Annotated in this window: 16 protein-coding genes and 1 other RNA gene; 16 read left to right on the top strand and 1 reads right to left on the bottom strand. The window is 52.2% G+C overall.

Translation table 11 applies throughout. From position 1 onward, the window contains the following. Complete coding sequence (locus tag MED297_RS18015) at nt 1–1,824, bottom strand: penicillin-binding protein activator (RefSeq protein WP_008047495.1); 1,824 nt, start codon at nt 1,822–1,824, stop codon at nt 1–3. Nucleotides 1,825–1,926: 102 nt separating this feature from the next. On the opposite strand from MED297_RS18015, the gene rsmI reads away from it, so the two are divergent. From rsmI to ftsZ, 16 genes are all read left to right on the top strand, one after another. Then, nucleotides 1,927–2,793, top strand: a complete 867-nt coding sequence (gene rsmI / locus MED297_RS18010) for a 16S rRNA (cytidine(1402)-2'-O)-methyltransferase (RefSeq protein ID WP_040557607.1) — start codon at nt 1,927–1,929, stop codon at nt 2,791–2,793. Between the two features lie 62 nt (nt 2,794–2,855). Beyond that, nucleotides 2,856–3,200, top strand: an RNA gene (rnpB, locus tag MED297_RS21625) — RNase P RNA component class A. A 307-nt stretch (nt 3,201–3,507) separates the two neighbouring features. Then, the gene (gene mraZ / locus MED297_RS18005; protein WP_008047490.1) at nt 3,508–3,984 is read left to right on the top strand and encodes a division/cell wall cluster transcriptional repressor MraZ; all 477 of its coding nucleotides are present in this window, start codon (nt 3,508–3,510) and stop codon (nt 3,982–3,984) included. After that, entirely contained in the window at nt 3,981–4,928 is a 948-nt protein-coding gene (gene rsmH, locus MED297_RS18000; RefSeq protein WP_008047488.1) for a 16S rRNA (cytosine(1402)-N(4))-methyltransferase RsmH, read from the top strand. Before mraZ ends, rsmH begins: the two co-directional genes overlap by 4 nt. Continuing rightward, complete coding sequence (ftsL, locus tag MED297_RS17995) at nt 4,925–5,200, top strand: cell division protein FtsL (RefSeq protein WP_008047487.1); 276 nt, start codon at nt 4,925–4,927, stop codon at nt 5,198–5,200. The genes rsmH and ftsL overlap by 4 nt, the downstream gene beginning before the upstream one ends. Nucleotides 5,201–5,221: 21 nt before the next feature. Next, nucleotides 5,222–6,892: a peptidoglycan D,D-transpeptidase FtsI family protein gene (locus tag MED297_RS17990; RefSeq protein WP_008047486.1), complete on the top strand. Its 1,671-nt coding sequence runs from the start codon at nt 5,222–5,224 to the stop codon at nt 6,890–6,892. Beyond that, on the top strand, nt 6,889–8,343 hold the full coding sequence (locus tag MED297_RS17985) for a UDP-N-acetylmuramoyl-L-alanyl-D-glutamate--2,6-diaminopimelate ligase (RefSeq protein ID WP_008047485.1): 1,455 nt from the start codon (nt 6,889–6,891) through the stop codon (nt 8,341–8,343). Before MED297_RS17990 ends, MED297_RS17985 begins: the two co-directional genes overlap by 4 nt. After that, nucleotides 8,333–9,676 (top strand): UDP-N-acetylmuramoyl-tripeptide--D-alanyl-D-alanine ligase, encoded by a 1,344-nt coding sequence (locus MED297_RS17980; RefSeq protein ID WP_008047484.1) that lies wholly within the window; start codon nt 8,333–8,335, stop codon nt 9,674–9,676. Before MED297_RS17985 ends, MED297_RS17980 begins: the two co-directional genes overlap by 11 nt. Continuing rightward, nucleotides 9,676–10,758: a phospho-N-acetylmuramoyl-pentapeptide-transferase gene (gene mraY, locus MED297_RS17975; RefSeq protein WP_008047483.1), complete on the top strand. Its 1,083-nt coding sequence runs from the start codon at nt 9,676–9,678 to the stop codon at nt 10,756–10,758. The genes MED297_RS17980 and mraY overlap by 1 nt, the downstream gene beginning before the upstream one ends. Continuing rightward, the gene (gene murD / locus MED297_RS17970; protein WP_040557605.1) at nt 10,758–12,092 is read left to right on the top strand and encodes a UDP-N-acetylmuramoyl-L-alanine--D-glutamate ligase; all 1,335 of its coding nucleotides are present in this window, start codon (nt 10,758–10,760) and stop codon (nt 12,090–12,092) included. The genes mraY and murD overlap by 1 nt, the downstream gene beginning before the upstream one ends. Continuing rightward, nucleotides 12,089–13,267 carry a putative lipid II flippase FtsW gene (gene ftsW, locus MED297_RS17965; protein ID WP_008047479.1) on the top strand — a complete coding sequence of 393 codons (1,179 nt, stop codon included), beginning with the start codon at nt 12,089–12,091 and terminating at the stop codon, nt 13,265–13,267. The genes murD and ftsW overlap by 4 nt, the downstream gene beginning before the upstream one ends. After that, complete coding sequence (murG, locus tag MED297_RS17960) at nt 13,264–14,337, top strand: undecaprenyldiphospho-muramoylpentapeptide beta-N-acetylglucosaminyltransferase (RefSeq protein ID WP_008047477.1); 1,074 nt, start codon at nt 13,264–13,266, stop codon at nt 14,335–14,337. The genes ftsW and murG overlap by 4 nt, the downstream gene beginning before the upstream one ends. Further along, entirely contained in the window at nt 14,334–15,776 is a 1,443-nt protein-coding gene (murC, locus tag MED297_RS17955; RefSeq protein ID WP_008047472.1) for a UDP-N-acetylmuramate--L-alanine ligase, read from the top strand. The genes murG and murC overlap by 4 nt, the downstream gene beginning before the upstream one ends. Further along, entirely contained in the window at nt 15,769–16,551 is a 783-nt protein-coding gene (locus MED297_RS17950) for a cell division protein FtsQ/DivIB (RefSeq protein WP_008047470.1), read from the top strand. The genes murC and MED297_RS17950 overlap by 8 nt, the downstream gene beginning before the upstream one ends. Continuing rightward, entirely contained in the window at nt 16,535–17,767 is a 1,233-nt protein-coding gene (ftsA, locus tag MED297_RS17945; RefSeq protein ID WP_008047469.1) for a cell division protein FtsA, read from the top strand. Before MED297_RS17950 ends, ftsA begins: the two co-directional genes overlap by 17 nt. A gap of 94 nt (nt 17,768–17,861) precedes the next feature. After that, a partial coding sequence (ftsZ, locus tag MED297_RS22360) for a cell division protein FtsZ (protein WP_083779493.1) occupies nt 17,862–18,684 on the top strand: 823 nt, incomplete at its 3' end.

Here is an 18,684-nt window from a genome sequence, read left to right as displayed (position 1 = left end):
TCAGGGCCGGCGGCTGGTCTGAATGGTCAGGTTTCTGGGTCGCACCAGTCCGTTTTCAATGACCGCCCAGTCCAGATTACGCCGGATTAATCCGTTATCCGCCATCGATAGCGAACCCGTGACACCCTGAATACGGACATCATCGAAGACTGCCATCTGCGGCAGACGGGGATAGAGGCGGTAAGCGTCGATGCCGAAGGCAATCAGGGACGAGTAGCTGGACAGACTTTCCGGGAAGGCCTGTCCGATCTTTGAACGAAGTGTACTCGGGCGCAGGCGCCAGGGCATTTCGATAAAGCGAATGCCTTCGAGGTCTTTGTCCCGATCAGCGTCACTGGTCCCTGCATATATACTGGAGGTTGCGACCACCGGAATGTCGATGGCCCGCTGATAGTTAAGGATGGGCTTCAACTGACGGGCCTGGGCTGGGAAGGCGAGCATGAACACCATATCAACGTCGTCACGGCGTCGGAACTCAAACTCGAGCGGTTCATCCAGTCGGTACTGCAATTGTTGGTGGCGGCGTTCGCTGTGATCAATGTTCAGAGCTTGTTTGATGACACCCAGGTACTGGTCGGGTCGTTCAAACAAGGCTTTGCTGGTGACGGTGCCGCCTTTTAACTGCCAATGACGGATAAAGGCATCGCTGGTGCGAATGCCCCAGGCACTGTTCGGGGCGACGACCAGTACGGAGCGAACGCCTTGTTGCCAGATATCATCGGCTACCTGGGTCGCTTCATCTTCAGGGGAAAGGCCAAACTGGTAGAAGCTGTTTGCATCTTTTGCCGGACGATCGCTGTAGTTCAGGGCCAGCACCGGAACGGGGAGCGATTCAGCATCTGCCAGTCGGTGTACTCTGGCTTTAGCCAGCGGGCCGATGATGGTTTCCGCGCCATTGGTGATGGCTTGTTTATAAAGGTTCTGAACGTCTTCAGTTTTCGCCGTGTCATAGAACGTGAGCGTCGGCACATCTTGTTCGGCATCCCGTGCCTGATACCAAGAGGTCAGCAGCCCGTTCCGGATTGCATTACCGGCTTTTTCCAGTGGGCCGGAAAGTGGCAGCAGAACACCGATGTGCTTGGGTTGGCCAGCCGCCAGTTCACGGAGCATGCTCAGGCTTCCCGGCAGTCTCTTCGCAGCCGGGTGGGCGGGCTTGCGGTTTTGCCAGTCTTCTACCTGAGTGAGCAGGCGGTACAGGTCGTCACTGTGCGTCAGGCTGATTAAGGAAAGCTCAATCCATCCGGTCAGGTCGGGGCTCGACTCAGTCTTAACGAGTTCGCGCAGCGATTCTTCCGGCACGAGCTGTAAATCGAACCAGATTTGATCATGGTTGTAATCCGCTTGCTCACCTTCCAGTAAAGGTGCCATGAATATCCGCTCCCGTGCGGCCGCCAGCGGTTTGCCCGAATACTCATAGGCCTCTGCCCGTTTCAAGCCGATGGTGATCTGCTGTTCCAGCGGTAAACCATCGAACAGGTACACGTAATCACCGCTCAGCCAGGTTAGCGCCTGCTGACCATCGCCCAGAACTAATGCGGCATTGGCCTGGGAAAGCGCGTAACGAGTCTGTTGCGCGGTATTCAGCGAGTCAAAATCCAGATCATTGAGCAGAACGGTCGCTTCTTCTACCTGTTGTTCTGCCAGCAGGGCTTCGATCAGGTCGAGTTGTTGATCGATCCTCTGGCGATCCTGCTGGGTTTGGGTGACCTCTTCACTGGGCGATGGTGTGGTCGTTTCGACAACATTGGTGGCACACCCAACTGTAAAAACCGCAGTCAGGAGAATAAGGCTTTTAAGAGAAGCTGACTTTTTCAGGAAAAACATAGGTACAATGGCGACCGTTTCTGAGTTGTCCGCGCATTTTACTCAGTTAATGTCGTTAAAGTCATCGTTCCATTTCTAACCTCAGTGTAAGGGTCCGGAAAAATGCCCCACTCCTCCACCGTCACCGCCGGGACGCTCTATGTCGTCGCAACGCCGATAGGCAACATGGCGGATATCACCGAACGTGCCCGACAGGTCCTGTCATCCGTCAGTCGGGTCTGTTGTGAAGACACCCGTCACAGCGTTCGTTTACTTGATCATCTGGGTATTCAGGCCCGATTGGAAGCGCTTCATGAGCATAATGAACGAGACAAATCCGCCTTAATCCTGCAGTGGTTGGAAGCGGGTGAGTCGATTGCTCTGATCAGTGATGCCGGTACGCCTTTGATCAGTGACCCTGGGTACGTTCTGGTCAACGACGTTGTAGCAAAAGGTTTGGCGGTTGTACCCGTACCAGGTGCGAGCGCAATCATTGCGGCATTGTCAGTGGCAGGGTTGCCGACCGACCGTTTCTCGTTTGAAGGTTTTCTGCCGGCGAAAACGTCGGCTCGGCAGTCCGCGTTTCAGCAGATCTCGGAGTATGCGGGTACCGTCATTTTTTATGAGAGCAGTCATCGGATTGAAGATTCTTTAGCTGATCTCGCTAAAGTGCTGGGAGCTGCCCGGCAAATTGTCCTGGCCCGTGAGCTCACCAAAACGTTCGAAACTGTGTTAAGAGGAACGGTTGCCGATGTTCAGGCGGTGTTGGCAAATGATGCCAATCAGCGACGGGGTGAGTTTGTCCTGTTGGTTCAGGGCGTTGGAAAGTCCAAACAGGCTGAAATATCCGACGAAGTCAGAAAATTAGTCGTAACGCTCGGTGATTCCCTGCCTCCGAAAGTGTTGGCGGCCGCGCTCGCCGATGCGTTTGGTGGTCGTAAGAAACTCTATTACGACTATCTATTGTCACAGCGCAGTTCTGAGACCTGAGTGAGTTGTCGATAAGTGTTTTTTCTTGCCTTCCTGCTCAATATCATTAAGGTGCGCTGCCGGGAGTCAGCCAGACAGTCGCTGCCTGCATTGCAGGGGGAGGAAAGTCCGGGCTCCATAGGGTAAGGTGCCAGATAACGTCTGGGCGGCGCGAGCCGACGGCCAGTGCAGCAGAGAGTAGACCGCCAGGCTTCTGGCCTGGTAAGGGTGAAAGGGTGCGGTAAGAGCGCACCGCGACACTGGTAACAGTGTTGGCATGGTAAACCCCACCTGGAGCAAGACCAAATAGGGTTCCTTAAGGCGTGACCCGCGCCGGAACCGGGTAGGTTGCTTGACCTCAGGAGCAATCCTGCGGCTAGATGAATGACTGTCCATGACAGAACCCGGCTTATCGGCTGGCTCCCATTTTTTTATACCCCTTCTTATTTTTATTCAAAATCAGTCTAATACTTAATGTATTACTTTAAGTCTCGCCTTTAACTTTAGATTCTATCCGTAGTTTGGTTTGTTAGTGCTCGCTAACTTTATTTCCCGTTTTGTGACCCACTTTGTAAGCTTATGTTTTTTAAGGATTTTTTAGGTCATTCCGTGATAGTGAATACTTGCTTGTGGTTGTGTGTGGCACTATAGTGTCGAATTGTGGGATAAAGTGGTACAAAGTGGATTTAGCGCCTGTTAGTGAGCGCTGACCATACACCAAGACTGGGGTCTTAAATGGCGTTGTCCGATAACATCATGCTGCGTGGCGTGCACTCTTTGGCTTTAGATGCCAAAGGGCGTGTTGCTGTGCCCAGTCGTTATCGGGCGATGTTGGATGCCGCTGCAGAGAATCAGTTGGTCATTACCATTGATACCGAATCCCGTTGTTTGCTGGTTTATCCCTTACCTGAGTGGGAAGTCATTCAGGAGAAGATATCTGCGCTATCAAGCTTTAATAAGGCCGCAAGACGAATTCAAAGATTGCTTATCGGCTATGCCACCGATGTTGATATCGATTCGGCGGGGCGCGTCTTGATTTCTGCGCCGCTGAGAGAATATGCCGGTCTGGACAAGAAGGTCGTTCTGCTCGGTCAGGGTAATAAGTTTGAGCTCTGGTCTGAAGCCGAATGGGAGCAGGCTCGGGATGAATACATTGCCGCGGCCGGAACCGATGAATCGATGACGGAAGAGTTGGAGCAGATTTCGCTATGAGTTTACCGTCAGATCAGCCGTATTCGCATGAAACTGTGCTATTGCACGAAACCGTTGAGGCCGTGGATGTTGGTTCTGGTGTCTATGTCGATGGCACCTTTGGAAGAGGTGGTCACAGCCGGCTCCTGCTATCCCGTCTGGATGCCGATGCGCGGCTGATTGTCTTCGATAAAGACCCGCTGGCGATTGCAACCGCCAACGAGCTGGCCGCAGAAGACTCGCGGGTCACGGTGGTCCAGCGTGGTTTTGCGGAACTGAGTTCTGTACTCAAACAAGCCGGATTGATGGGTCAGGTCAGTGGCATTCTGCTTGATTTGGGCGTGTCTTCACCGCAGTTGGATGATGCTGAGCGTGGATTCAGTTTTCGGGCGGATGGCCCGCTGGATATGCGGATGAATCCGGAATCTGGCGAGAGTGCAGCTCAGTGGATTGCCCGGGTGTCCGAAAAAGAACTGGCGGATGTGTTGTTCCAATACGGGGATGAGCGTTTCAGTCGACGTATTGCACGCGCCATTGTAACGGCACGGCAGAAACAACCCATCGAGCGTACGCTGCAATTGGCTGAGATTATTAAAACTGCTCACCCTAAGTGGGATCATAAAAAACACCCGGCGACTAAGTCTTTTCAGGCGATCCGCATCGCCGTGAACGGTGAGCTGGACGAGTTGGATGCCGTCTTGAGTGCCTCAGTTGGCGCACTTAAGCCGGGAGGTCGGTTGGCGGTAATCTCGTTCCACAGTCTCGAAGATCGCGCGGTAAAACAGTTCATTAAGCTTCAGGCCAAAGGGCCTGAGTTGCCTCCGGGGCTGCCTGTGCGTGATGAGGATATTCACGTCACGATGAAGGCCGTGGGGAAGGCTATTAAGGCCAGTGCAGAAGAAGTGGCCGTTAATGTGCGGTCGCGCTCCGCGGTGTTGCGGGTTGCAGAGAAGTTGTCGCGATGAAGCCGACACCGGTGTCCTGGTTTGTGCTGGTGATTGAAGTAGTGGTGGTGCTGATGACGACCTTTGGGATTGTCAGCGTTACCTACAACACCCGTACGCAGTTTTCAGAGTTGGAGCGGTTGCGATCTCAGTATCAACTGCTGCTGGAAGACTGGGGGCGACTGATATTAGAAGAAAGCGCCTTTTCTTCGCCTTCTCGGGTTGAGCGTGTCGCTCGGGAAGAGTTGGGAATGGTGCTCCCGGATAATGCAAACACAGTGGAAATAGAATAACAGACAGGAAGCATTAGGGTTATGCAGTTAACACGATGGCGTTTTATAACGGTTCAGATCGGATTGCTGGTTTTACTGGCCGTTCTGGTTTGGCGCGTCGTTTATTTGCAGGTGCTTCAGAAAGACTTTTTGATTAACGAGGGTACTTCTCGCTGGCAGCGTGTCGAGGTGGTGAATGCTCCGCGCGGAATGCTCGAGGATCGATATGGTGAACCGGTTGCGGTCAGTACGCCAGTCGTGTCTATCTGGGCGGACCCTCGGGAACTGAATATCGAGGACATTCCGGTTCTGGCTAAAGCCGTGGGTGTCAGTCGTCAGACCTTGGCGGTTCGGGCGGAACAGCACAAGGCATTCATGTACGTCAAGCGGCATATGACGCCAGATGAAGCTCAGGAGATCCTTGATCAGGGCTTACCAGGTGTATACGGCCAGCGTGAGTACAAGCGCTATTATCCGGCTGGAGAAGTCTCTGCACATGTCGTTGGTTTTACAGACATTGATGACCGGGGGCAGGAAGGTATTGAGTTGGCATTTGACGCTCAGTTGACATCTCATGCCGGCAAAAAAGAAATCATCCGGGATCTGCTTGGTCGTTCTGTTCGCGATGTTGGTGAGTTGTTGCCTGCAGAGTCGGGCGAAACTTTGACGCTAACACTCGATCTTCGATTGCAGTACCTGGCTTACCGGGAGCTTAAAAGAGCCATCGCGGCAAACGGTGGTACCTCCGGATCGGTCGTCATGATGGACGTGCACACCGGCGAAGTGCTCGCATTAGTGAATCAGCCAGGCTACAACCCGAACGATCGCTCTTCTTTAGAGCCTGAGGCCATGCGCAATCGCGCCATTACTGACTTGTTTGAGCCCGGCTCGGTCATGAAGCCGCTGACCATGGCGTTGGCACTAGAAGCCGGAATCGTTACCCCGCAATCGACGGTTGATACCAACCCCGGGCGACTGAAGCTGGGCCGATTTACCATTCGCGATTTTCGCAATTATGGCGCACTGACCGCGACGGAAGTGATCAAGAAGTCCAGTAACGTCGGTATTGTGAAAATCGCTCAGGAACTGGAAGCGGAAAATTTCTGGCAGGGGTTTTATGACTTTGGTCTCGGAGAAAATGTTGGTTTGGGTTTTCCGGGCGAAGCTACAGGGTCGTTGCCGAACCCGATGCGCTGGGATCAGGTAACGCAAGGGGCCTTGGCCTACGGCTATGGTATGTCAACAACGCCGCTGCACTTGGCGCAGGCATACGCCACACTGGCGAACGGTGGGCAGCGTGTTAATGCCAGATTGATCGACGGCGTCACCGTTTTTGACGACGGTCGTCAGGTGGTTTCTGCAAGAACGGCAGACGCTGTTTTAGAAATGATGAAAACGGTGGTGGAACCTGGCGGTACAGCGACTCGTGCTGCTTTGGACTGGTACTCAGTGGCCGGTAAAACCGGAACGACGCATAAAGTTGGCTCGGCTGGCTATGAAGATTCTAAATATGTTTCCTCGTTTGTTGGCATCGTGCCGGCCGACGATCCACAGGTGGTGACCGTTGTTGTGATTAATGAACCACCAGAAGACGCCTATTTTGGAGGGGAAGTGCCAGCGACTGTTTTCCGGGGCATCATGCAGCAGGCTATGCCTTTGTTGGATGTGAAGCCCGATAAAGCGCCGATGATCGCAAAAGGGGCGGGTTCATGATCTCTATGATGGATTGGTTGCCTGAACACCCTGAGTTGGCCGGCGTTAAAGCTGTCGACATCACACTGGATAGCCGGGAAGTCACTCGTGGGTCTGTCTTTATTGCGCTGAAGGGTTTTCATGCGGATGGCCACGATTTCATTCAATCGGCCATCGATAAGGGGGCGGTTGCCATACTGTGTGAGCGCCGAGTGCCGATTCAACATGATACTCAGGTGCCGGTTTGTGTCGTGGATGGCTTACGCGATCAATTAGGCGAGCTGGCGCATCGTTTCTATGGCTCAGTAACACATAAACTCAGGGTTATCGGGATTACCGGGACGAACGGTAAAACCTCAACGTGTCAGTATGTAGCGCAATCTTTGGATTTCCTCGGACGTCGGTGTGGCATCATCGGCACCAACGGTCAGGGTCTGTGGGGGCAGTTGAGCGATACACTGAATACCACTCCCGATGTAATCCGTTTGCATGAAGAACTGTCACGGCAACAATCTCAGGGAGCTGAGTTCTGTGCGATGGAAGTGTCTTCGCACGGTCTGGATCAGGGGCGTGTCGATGGGCTTCATTTTTCAACGGCTGTGTTTACCAACTTGTCCCGAGATCACCTCGATTACCATCACTCTATGGAAGCCTATTTCGAAGCGAAGTGGCGTCTGATGCGTTGGCCTGGATTGCGTAACGCCGTGGTGAACTTAGATGACGAGTGGGTTCAGAAAAATCGTGAGCGCATCATGGCGGAGCGAGTGTGGACTTACGCACTGGAAACGGATGCCGATGTGCAGGCACTTGAAGTCAATTGTCATGAAGCTGGTATTGATGCCAAAGTGAAAACACCGGAAACCGACGTGGATCTGAATCTTCGCTTGCTTGGGCGGTTTAACTTAAGCAATGCGCTGGCGGCACTGACGGTCATGTTGGCAGAAGGGGTTCCGGTCAATACCGCAGCTCGGGTGATTTCTAACTGCAATCCCGTTAAAGGTCGGATGGAAACCCTGCGTTCCGCCTATTCACCAACGGTTGTCGTTGACTACGCGCACACACCTGACGCGCTAGAAAAAGCACTGCAATCCTGCCGCGAGCATGTGAATGGTCGGTTGGTGGTGATCTTTGGTTGTGGTGGTGATCGTGATGGCGGCAAGCGACCGGAAATGGCCCGGGTTGCTGAGCAATATGCTGATGTGGTCGTGGTGACCGATGATAATCCAAGAACAGAGCCATCGGCTCGGATCATTGCTGATATTGAACAGGGCTTCTCAACAGAGGCGAACTATCGGGTAATCCCAGATCGTCGTGAGGCCATTGTTCAGACATTAAATGACAGCGAACGATCCGATGTTGTTCTGATCGCGGGTAAAGGTCATGAGAGCTATCAGGAAATTGATGGTGTTCGTCACCCCTTTTCTGATCAGGATACCGTTTTGAACTGGCAGGAGGCGCAGCATGTGGAGTGATCCGACCTTACAAAACTGGGCCGATGCCGGAGCCGGAGAGTTGATAGGCGACGATAGGGTCGTGACGACCATTTCCACCGATACCCGGTCTCTGGAGGCCGGTGATATATATGTCGCTCTCAAGGGCCAGTATTTCGATGGACATCATTATCTGTCCACCGCCATCCACAAGGGTGCAGGAGCGGTTGTGGTGCAAGATGCACTGCCTGATTGTCCGGTACCGCAACTGGTACTGTCCGATACTCGCAAGGGCTTAGGTGTTCTTGCCGGAATTTTGCGTGACCGCTTTGCCGGGCAAGTTATCGCTCTGACTGGCTCAGTTGGTAAGACCTCAACTCGCGCCATGTTGACGGAAATCTTTAAGTTGCAGCCCGGACTGCTGGCCACCGAAGGGAACTTTAATAACGACATTGGCGTTCCTAAAACCTGGTTCCGATTGACGGACCAGCACCAACGGGTGTTGCTTGAACTGGGTGCCAATGCCCAACAGGAAATTGCCTGGCTTGGTTCATTTTCGCGCCCGCATATCAGTTTGTTATTAAATGCGGCCGAAGCACACACCGAAGGGTTTGGTGGTTTGGAAGGCGTCCGGCAGGGCAAAGGTGAAATCATTGACGCCACGCATTCAGAAGGCGGTGTCGTTCTGAACAAAGATGACCCTGCCTATAACCGATGGCTTAAGCAGGCAGGCGATCGCAAGATTGTGACTTTCGGTCGGCATTCTGACGCTGACGTTTGTCTGTTGAGTTTTAAAAACAACAGTCACGGCAGTGAGTACACACTGGGGATGCCAGATGGCGATTTATCTGTCAGTTGGCCCGTCTTGGGTAAGCACATGGCGATAAACGCGGCAGCCGCTGCAGCAACCGCCTGGCTGGCGGGTGTGTCGGCGTTGGATATTGCCCAGGGGCTGAGTGCCATGCAACCCGAGCCTGGTCGAATGGAGCCGGTCGATTCAATGCATGGCGGAGCGCTGATTCACGATGCTTACAATGCGAACCCTGCGTCTTTCCGTGCGGCGATTGATGTTCTTGAAGATCTTGGAGAGGACACCCTCCTGATTGCTGGAGACATGGCTGAACTGGGTGACGAAAGTGCGAACCTTCATCGGGAAGTCGGTCTGTATGCCCGTGGAAAAATTCAACATATCTGGAGTGTAGGTAAGGAGTCTCTGCAGATATCTGACGCATTCGGTGGCCATCATTTTGAGTCCATCGAGGAGCTGCTGGCCATGTTGCCGGCCAAACTTGAAACTGAAACTGCCGTGCTGGTGAAAGGATCCCGAAGTTCCGGCCTGGAGCGTGTCGTTGATGCGCTAAGAAGGAAAGACTGATGTTTGTCTGGTTGACGCCGTTTTTAGTACAGCTTGATGCTGGTTTTGGAGTTTTGCAGTATCTGACCCTGCGTGCCATTTTCGGCGTACTGACAGCGCTCGGCGTTTCGCTGATTTTCGGTCCGGGGCTGATTCGTTTACTGAAACATCACCAGATTGGTCAATCGGTGCGTAACGACGGTCCGCAAAGTCATTTGACCAAGGCGGGCACTCCGACCATGGGGGGCGCGTTGATCCTTATTTCTGTCATTGTCTCGGCTCTGCTCTGGTCAGATCTGAGTAATCGATACGTCTGGATCACCATCATCGTGACAGCTGGGTTCGGGTGCATTGGCTGGATCGACGATTATCGAAAAGTCGTGCAACGCAACAGTAAGGGACTGTCCGCAAAAGCTAAGTATTTTTGGCAGTCGGTTATTGGGTTGTTCGCAGCGGTTGCGTTGTACCTGAGCGCCGTTACGCCAGCAGAAACAACACTCTTTGTTCCGTTTTTTAAAGACATCGCATTGTCGTTAGGCGTGTTGTTTGTGGCATTGGCATATTTTGTCATTGTCGGGACCTCAAATGCGGTAAACCTGACGGATGGTCTCGATGGTTTGGCCATTTTGCCAACGGTATTGGTGGGTGGGGCATTAGGTGTGTTCGCCTATGTCACCGGGAACGCGGTTTATTCGGACTACCTTCAGATTCCTTACGTCGCCGGGACCGGTGAATTGATTGTGTTCTGTGCAGCATTGGTTGGCGCGGGTTTGGGGTTCCTTTGGTTTAACACCTATCCGGCACAGGTTTTTATGGGTGATGTTGGTTCCCTGGCATTGGGTGCTGCCTTAGGTGTGATTGCCGTGATTGTGCGACAAGAATTGGTGCTTTTTATTATGGGTGGCGTGTTTGTCGCAGAGACGGTGTCGGTCATTCTGCAGGTGGCGTCCTATAAGTTGACCGGGCGACGCATCTTTCGGATGGCGCCGCTGCATCACCATTATGAGTTAAAAGGCTGGCCAGAGCCGAGGGTCATTGTCCGCTTTTGGATTATTACCGTCATTCTGGTTTTGATTGGTTTGGCTACGTTGAAGATTCGCTGATGACGATGATTGCTGCTGACAAAACTTACCTTGTAGTAGGCCTCGGTTTAACCGGGGTTTCCTGCGTGCGCCATCTGCGCAATCAGGGTAAGTATGTCGAGGCGATGGACAGTCGTGCAGCACCACCTACGTTGGCGGATGTGCAGAGCGAGTTTCCGGATCTGCGCATTCATCTGGGTTTTGACGATACAGTTTTAGCCTCAGCAGATGTGCTGGTCATGAGCCCGGGTGTTCCGTTGGCTGATCCGGCGATAAAGAAAGCGTTAGACCAGGGAGTGCAACTGAGCAGTGATATTGAGCTGTTTCTGAGTGAGTTTAACGGAAAGGTCATTGCCATTACCGGATCGAATGCAAAATCGACGGTCACCGCCTGGTTGGGCGAGGCACTGAAAGCCGGGGGCCAGAAAACATTGGTTGCCGGCAATATTGGTATACCCGTCTTAGAGACTGATCACGCTGCATATGATGTTGCCGTGCTAGAGCTGTCCAGTTTTCAACTGGAACTGCTCAGTCGGGTCAATGCTGACATTGCCTGTGTGTTGAATATTTCTGAAGATCACATGGATCGCTACGAAACGCTTGCGCATTATGTGCAAGCGAAGCAGAAAATCTATTTTGGTGCTGCCAGTGTTCTGTACAACCGATCTGACGCGCTGACACAACCCCTGGTTCCAGACCATGTTTTAAAACGTACTTTTGCCTCGGACGCGCCCGACTTAAATCATTACGGGTTGCGTAAACAGGATGGCAACGAGTGGCTCGCTCAGGGATTTGATTTAGTTTTGCCTGTGTCTGAGGTTGCACTGCCAGGTGGGCACAACGTGATGAACGCGTTGGCCGTATTAGCGCTGGCCGACATGGCCGGAAACGATCGGTCAGCCACGTTGACTGCTTTAACCTCTTTTTCCGGATTGCCATATCGCTGCCAGGCCATCCGGGAGCGGGCTGGTATTACGTTCATTAACGATTCAAAAGCAACCAACGTGGGTTCCACAACGGCTGCTCTGGAAGGGTTGGTCAGTGTCCGGGGGGCTAACATTCATCTATTGGCTGGAGGTCAGGCGAAAGATCAGGATCTCTCACCATTGGCTGAGGTTATTGAGCAAACCTGTAAGCAGGTGTATGCCTTTGGCCAGGATCGTCAGCAGTTTTTAGCGCTAACGGATCGTGCAGTAGAGTGCGAGACACTGAGTGAGGCCTTTGCAAAAGCAAACGCCAATGCTCAGGAGGGTGACATAGTGTTGTTGTCTCCTGCGTGTGCCAGTTTTGATCAGTTTGAAAACTTTGAACATCGCGGTCAGCAGTTCAATCAACTGGTGGGGGCGCTGACATGACGACACATAAGTCCTTACCTTTGATAACCGATCGGTTGGGTGAGCATTACCAGCCACTATGGCAACCTGATCGCATCTTGTTGGGTTCGACCGTATCCCTGCTGTTGTTTGGCTTGGTGATGATTGCATCAGCGGGGATCGATGTCAGTGAGCAGATGTTTGGAGTGCCCTATCACTTTGTAATGCGTCATGCCATTTATCTGGTTGTAGCGCTGTTAGCAGCTGTGTTTGTCAGTGTGGTTCCTATGGAGCTTTGGCGCCGACAGAGTGCGTTGTTGTTGATGGCTGGGTTTGTGTTACTTAGCTTGGTTTTGTTGCCGGGTATTGGTCAGGAAATTAAAGGTTCTCGTCGCTGGATTGATTTAGGGCCCGTCGGTTTTCAGCCATCTGAGTTGGCTAAAGTCGCGTTAATCCTTTATGTCGGTGCGTATCTGGTGCGCCGGCGCAGCGAGGTAATCAGTTCTTGGGCTGGCTTCCTGAAACCGGTGTTTGTTTTGTCCATTGTTGTTGTGTTGTTACTACTGGAGCCTGACTTCGGCTCTGTGGTGGTGATTCTGGGTACAGTCCTAGGCATGTTGTTTCTGGGTGGTGTTAAGCCCGGACAGTTTTTTCTGTCGATGTTTGCGGCGATGGGCGCTGTGGTCTTAATGGCGACCTCGGAATCCTATCGACTGCAACGATTGCTGGCTTTTCGTGATCCTTGGGCCGATGAAAACGTCTACGGGAGCGGCTATCAGTTGACTCAGTCGTTGATCGCTTTTGGCCGTGGAGAGTGGTTTGGTGTCGGTCTGGGGAACTCGATGCAAAAGCTGTTTTATCTTCCAGAGGCTCATAATGATTTCATCGTCGCCATCATTGCCGAAGAACTTGGCTTGATGGGTGTGTTGGCATTGATCGCCGTTTATAGCCTGATGATTGCGCGTATTTTCCGGATCGGAAGACTGGCCGAGATCAAAACCAATCTGTTCGGCGCGTTTGTCTGTTATGGCATCGGTATTCTGTTCTCAATGCAGGCCTTTATTAACCTGGGCGTGAATACCGGATTGTTGCCGACAAAAGGACTAACGCTGCCATTCATCAGCGCCGGTGGTACCAGTTTGATTGTCAGTGTCTGTCTGATTGCCATGGTAAACCGGGTGTATGGCGAAACCCTGAACATGGAGGTCAAATCATGAACGTTATGATTATGGCCGGGGGAACCGGTGGGCATATCTATCCAGCGGCTGCTGTCGCCAATCAGCTGCAGGAGCGCGGTCATACTATCCGCTGGCTTGGTTCTTCCTATGGTATGGAAGGCAAGTTGGTTCCTGAAATGGGTTATGAGTTTTGTGCTTTGCCTGTGACGGCATGGCATGGCAGTCGTCTGCGTAAAGTGCTGGCGCCATTCAATCTGATCCGTGCGCTGTGGCACTGCATGTTTATCTTTCGCCGTGAACAGCCAGACGTTGTCATCGGTTTTGGAGGTTATGCTTCTGCTCCGGGCGGAATAGCCGCCTTGCTGACTCGCCGAAAACTGTTGCTTCATGAACAGAATGGCGTGCCGGGTTTGACCAATGCCCGCTTAGCGGGTCGAGCTGATCGTGTTTTGCAGGCGTTTCCGGACACTTTTAGCGGTTCTGTCGAGGTCGTTGGGAATCCGGTTCGGAACGCCTTGTGTCAGTTGTCGTCACCGGACAAACGCGGATTGGGAACTCATCGGAATCTGCGTGTCCTTGTTTTGGGGGGCTCGCAGGGCGCTGTTGCTATCAATCAATTGGTGCCGGCGGCTGTCAGTCAACTGTCGCAGGGTAGCGTTGAAATCTGGCATCAGACTGGCGCGGGCAAACAGCATGAAACCGAAGCGGCTTATCGCGATCTGAGCTTGGAGGCCACCGTTGTCGAATACATCGACCGTATGGACGAGGCCTATCGATGGGCCGACTTGGTCATTGCCCGCAGTGGTGCGTCAACGGTATCTGAGTTGGCCGCCGTCGGAGTATATAGCCTGTTGATTCCCTATCCATGGCATAAAGATCAGCAGCAGTATCGGAATGCACGCTGGTTAGCAGACAATCAGGCGGCAAACTGGTTTGATCAGCAAGAACTGACGCCCGATCGATTGGCTGCTGAGTTGATAGCGCTGAACAAGGATCGGAAAAAATTACAGGCCGGGGCGAAACGTGCCTGGCAAATAGGTATTCGAGATTCTGCAGAGCGAGTAGCCCGAGTTGCAGAAGAACTGATAAGTAAGCAGGAAGTCTCATGAGCGAAGCAAGTTCGAAAACTGCATTTCCCATTCCAGAAATGCGGCGTATTAAACGCATTCACTTCATCGGAATTGGTGGGGTCGGCATGTGTGGCATCGCAGAGGTATTGTTTAACCAGGGTTACCAGGTTTCCGGTTCTGACATGAAGGCCAGTGCGACCACCGCACGTTTAGAAAGCATTGGTATTCAGGTTTTTATTGGTCATGATCAAACCAATGTTGAAGGCTCCAGTGTGGTGGTCGTATCCAGCGCCATCAACCCGGACAATGTCGAAGTCGCCTGGGCGTTGGACGCACGTGTTCCGGTCGTTCGCCGCGCTGAGATGCTTGCTGAGTTGATGCGGTATCGACATGGCATTGCGATCGCAGGTACTCATGGTAAAACCACGACAACTTCCTTAATGACAGCTGTCATGGGGCGTGGTGAATACGATCCTACCTTTATTATCGGAGGACGCCTGAATAGCGCTGGTAGTAATGCTCGATTGGGTACCAGCCGATATTTAATTGCCGAAGCCGATGAGAGCGATGCCTCTTTTCTCCATCTGCAACCGATGACGGCGATAGTGACTAACATTGATGCTGATCATATGGAAACCTACTGTGGTGACTTTGAACGACTGAAGCAAACCTATGTTGAGTTTCTGCACAATGTTCCCTTCTATGGGCTGGTCGTGTTGTGCACTGATGATGACAATGTTCGTTCCATATTGCCGTCTATCCAGCGTCAGGTGATGTCCTATGGGTTTAATGACACTGCGGATGTTCGAGCTATCGATATCGAAAAGAAAGGACTCCAAACAAATTTCACGGTACTGCGTTCTGGTCTGCCCAGTTTGAAAATAGAACTCAAAATGCCTGGTGACCATAACGTGCTGAACGCATTAGCCGTGATCGCTGTAGCAACAGACGAAGGTGTTCCTGATCATGAAATTGTTAAAGGCTTAAATGGCTTTGATGGTGTTGGTCGACGTTTCCAGGTGAATGGTGAGTTTTCCACACCAAAAGGTGACGTTTTGTTGGTCGATGATTATGGACATCACCCACGGGAGTTGCAGGTGACTTTCGATGCCATCCGTACCGGTTGGCCAGAACGGCGTCTGGTTGCATTGTTTCAGCCGCACCGATACAGCCGAACACGCGACCTCTATGAAGACTTTGTCGATGTGCTTTCTAAAGTGGATGTGTTGTTGTTGCTGGATGTCTATCCGGCAGGTGAAGAACCGATTAACGGTGCCGATGGTCGAAGTCTTTGTCGAAGCATCCGACAGCGGGGACGGGTGGATCCGGTATTTATTGAAGATAAAGATTCGATTTTTTCTGTGTTGCCCGACGTTCTGCAAGATGGCGACATATTGTTAACTCAAGGGGCCGGCGATGTGGGGGCGTTGTCAATCGCTATTGCTGAGAAACAATTGGGCTTTAACCTAAGTGGCTAAGAAAAAAACGGTGAAGAAAGGTGCGACCCGGCGTCGTGAACCCTTTCCGCTGAAAAAGGTATTGAAGGTACTCGGTAAAGTAACCGGTTTGGTTATTTTGGCCGGGGTGTTGATAACAGGGTTTCGACTATTGATGGGGTTGGATATCAGCGTAATGACAGTGTCAGCATTTAAAGTTGAGTCACCGTTGGTTTACCAGGATGAGGCAGAAATGAACGCATTGCTGTCACGTCATCTGGGAGAAAGCCTGTTGCTGCTCGATACCATTGCATTAGCTCGGGACATTGAAGCATTACCTTGGATAAGGAGTGCCGCCGTTCAAAAGCAGTGGCCATCGCTTTTGCTGGTTCAGGTGAGTGAGCATGAGCCGGTAGCAACCTGGAATCGTTCCGCGGTATTGAACAATGAAGGATTGCCGTTAGAACGACCTGTTGCGCAGATGACGTTGGCAGAACTGTCGGGGCCATCGGGTCGACCGGAGGAAGTCATGAGTCATTACCTGCAGTTTGGAAAAATATTCAGAGAGGTCGGCTTTCGTGTGTCATCAGTCGATTTAAAAGCCAGAGGAGCCTGGTCGCTCTATCTGGACAATGGTATTCAGATCCGACTCGGCGAGGATCAGGTTCTGGAGCGCAGTCGTCGAGTGGTACGAATTCTGACGTCCGATGACTTTGACGTTAATAACATAGACACCATTGATGTTCGCTATCCCAATGGGGCAGCGGTGCGTCTGAAACAGGAAACAGTTGAGGTTGAAAATGACATCGCCGCATAAAGGAAACATGCTTGTCGGTCTGGATATCGGCACCTCTAAGGTGGTGGCGATCGTAGGGACCGTGACCGCTGAGGGCGGTTTGGAGATTGTAGGTTTAGGTTCTCATCCGTCGCGCGGATTAAAGAAAGGTGTGGTCGTTAACATTGAATCGACCATTCAGAGCATCCAGCGCGCCATTGAAGAAGCCGAACTGATGTCGGGCTGTGATATTCACTCTGTCTATGTTGGTATCGCAGGTAGTCACATCAGCAGCCTGAACTCCAATGGCATTGTTGCCATTAAAGACAAAGAAGTTGTCGAAGCCGATCTTGAACGGGTTATTGATGCCGCGAAAGCTGTCGCCATTCCCGCGGATCAGAACATCCTGCATGTGCTGCCGCAGGAATACATTATCGACAGCCAGGAAGGCATTAAAGAACCGTTAGGAATGTGTGGGGTTCGTCTTGAAGCGCGAGTCCATATGGTCACCGGCGCTCAGAATGCGGTGCAGAACATCGATAAATGTGTGCGTCGATGTGGTCTTGAAGTCGATCAGATCATATTGGAACAGCTGGCCTCCGCACAGGCGGTACTGACCGATGATGAAAAAGAGCTCGGTGTCTGCCTGGTTGATATTGGCGGTGGAACGACCGATATGGCGGTGTTTACTGAGGGCGCTATTCGTCATACCGCGGTGATCCCGATTGCTGGCGATCAGGTTACCAATGACATCGCAATGGCGTTCGCAACACCCACCCAGCACGCTGAAGACATCAAAATTAAGTATGCATGCGCGTTGTCACAACTCGCCGGTGAGCATGAAACGATTAAGGTACCCAGTGTCGGAGACCGATCCGCACGTGAACTCACTCGCCAAGCGTTGGCCGAAGTGGTTGAACCCAGATACGAAGAGTTGTTTTCGCTGATTAAAGCGGAGCTTCGTCGAAGTGGATTCGAAGACATGATCCCGGCCGGTATCGTTTTGACCGGCGGCACAGCAAAAATGGAAGGCGCCGTAGAGTTGGCCGAGGAAGTCTTTCATGTGCCTGTACGATTGGCATCGCCGCAAGGGGTCTCTGGTCTGTCAGATGTTGTAAATAATCCGATTCACGCGACGGGTGTTGGCCTGTTGCAGTACGGGTTGAAGCAATTACACAGCGGAAAGAAGACCATGTCGTCACGATCCAAAACATCGGCATGGCAGTCCTTTCGAAAGTGGATTGCCGAAAACTTTTAATAATTTTCAGGGGTGCCGGTCAGGCGGCACAAATTAAAAAAGCGTAAGGAGTAGGACTATGTCTATACATGAAACGGAAACCAGCGGAGGCGATATGTTTACTCTGGTTGATGAGCAGCCGCAAAATGCGGTGATTAAAGTATTCGGCTGTGGCGGCGGCGGCGGTAATGCCGTGAAACACATGCTGGACAGTAAAGTAGAAGGTGTTGAGTTTATCTGTGCCAACACGGATGCGCAGGCGTTGCACAGTGTGAACGCGACGACCGCATTACAACTGGGTAACGGGATTACCCGTGGTTTGGGTGCGGGTGCTAATCCTGAGATTGGACGTCAGTCCGCTCTGGAAGACCGTGAGCAGATCGCTGAGATCCTGAAAGGCGCTGACATGGTCTTTATCACCGCAGGAATGGGCGGTGGCACCGGCACTGGCGCGGCCCCTGTGGTTGCCGAAATTGCGAAAGATCTGGGTATTCTGACCGTTGCGGTAGTCACAAAACCGTTCCCTTTTGAAGGTCGTCGCCGTATGAAGGTCGCGATGCAGGGTATGGATGAGCTGCGAGAGCACGTGGATTCTCTGATTACCATCCCGAACGAAAAGCTTTTGTCAGTGCTTGGCAAGAATGTGACTCTGATCGAAGCCTTTGCTGAGGCAAACAATGTATTGTTGAATGCAGTGCAGGGTGTTGCTGACCTGATTGTTCGTCCCGGTACCATTAACCTGGACTTTGCCGATGTTCGAACCGTAATGTCCGAGATGGGTATGGCAATGATGGGCAGCGGCTGTGCGTCTGGTGAAAACCGTGCACAACGCGCCTCTGAAATGGCGATTCGAAGCCCCTTGCTGGAAGATGTCGACCTGCATGGCGCACGAGGTATTCTTGTGAACGTTTCCGCGGGTGTTGATCTGGGTCTGGATG

The sequence above is a fragment of the Reinekea blandensis MED297 genome (genome assembly GCF_000153185.1).
GTDB classification, from domain to species: Bacteria; Pseudomonadota; Gammaproteobacteria; order Pseudomonadales; family Natronospirillaceae; genus Reinekea; species Reinekea blandensis.
The sequence above is the reverse complement of the archived record's forward strand: the minus strand, read 5'-3'. Positions and strand labels throughout refer to the sequence as shown.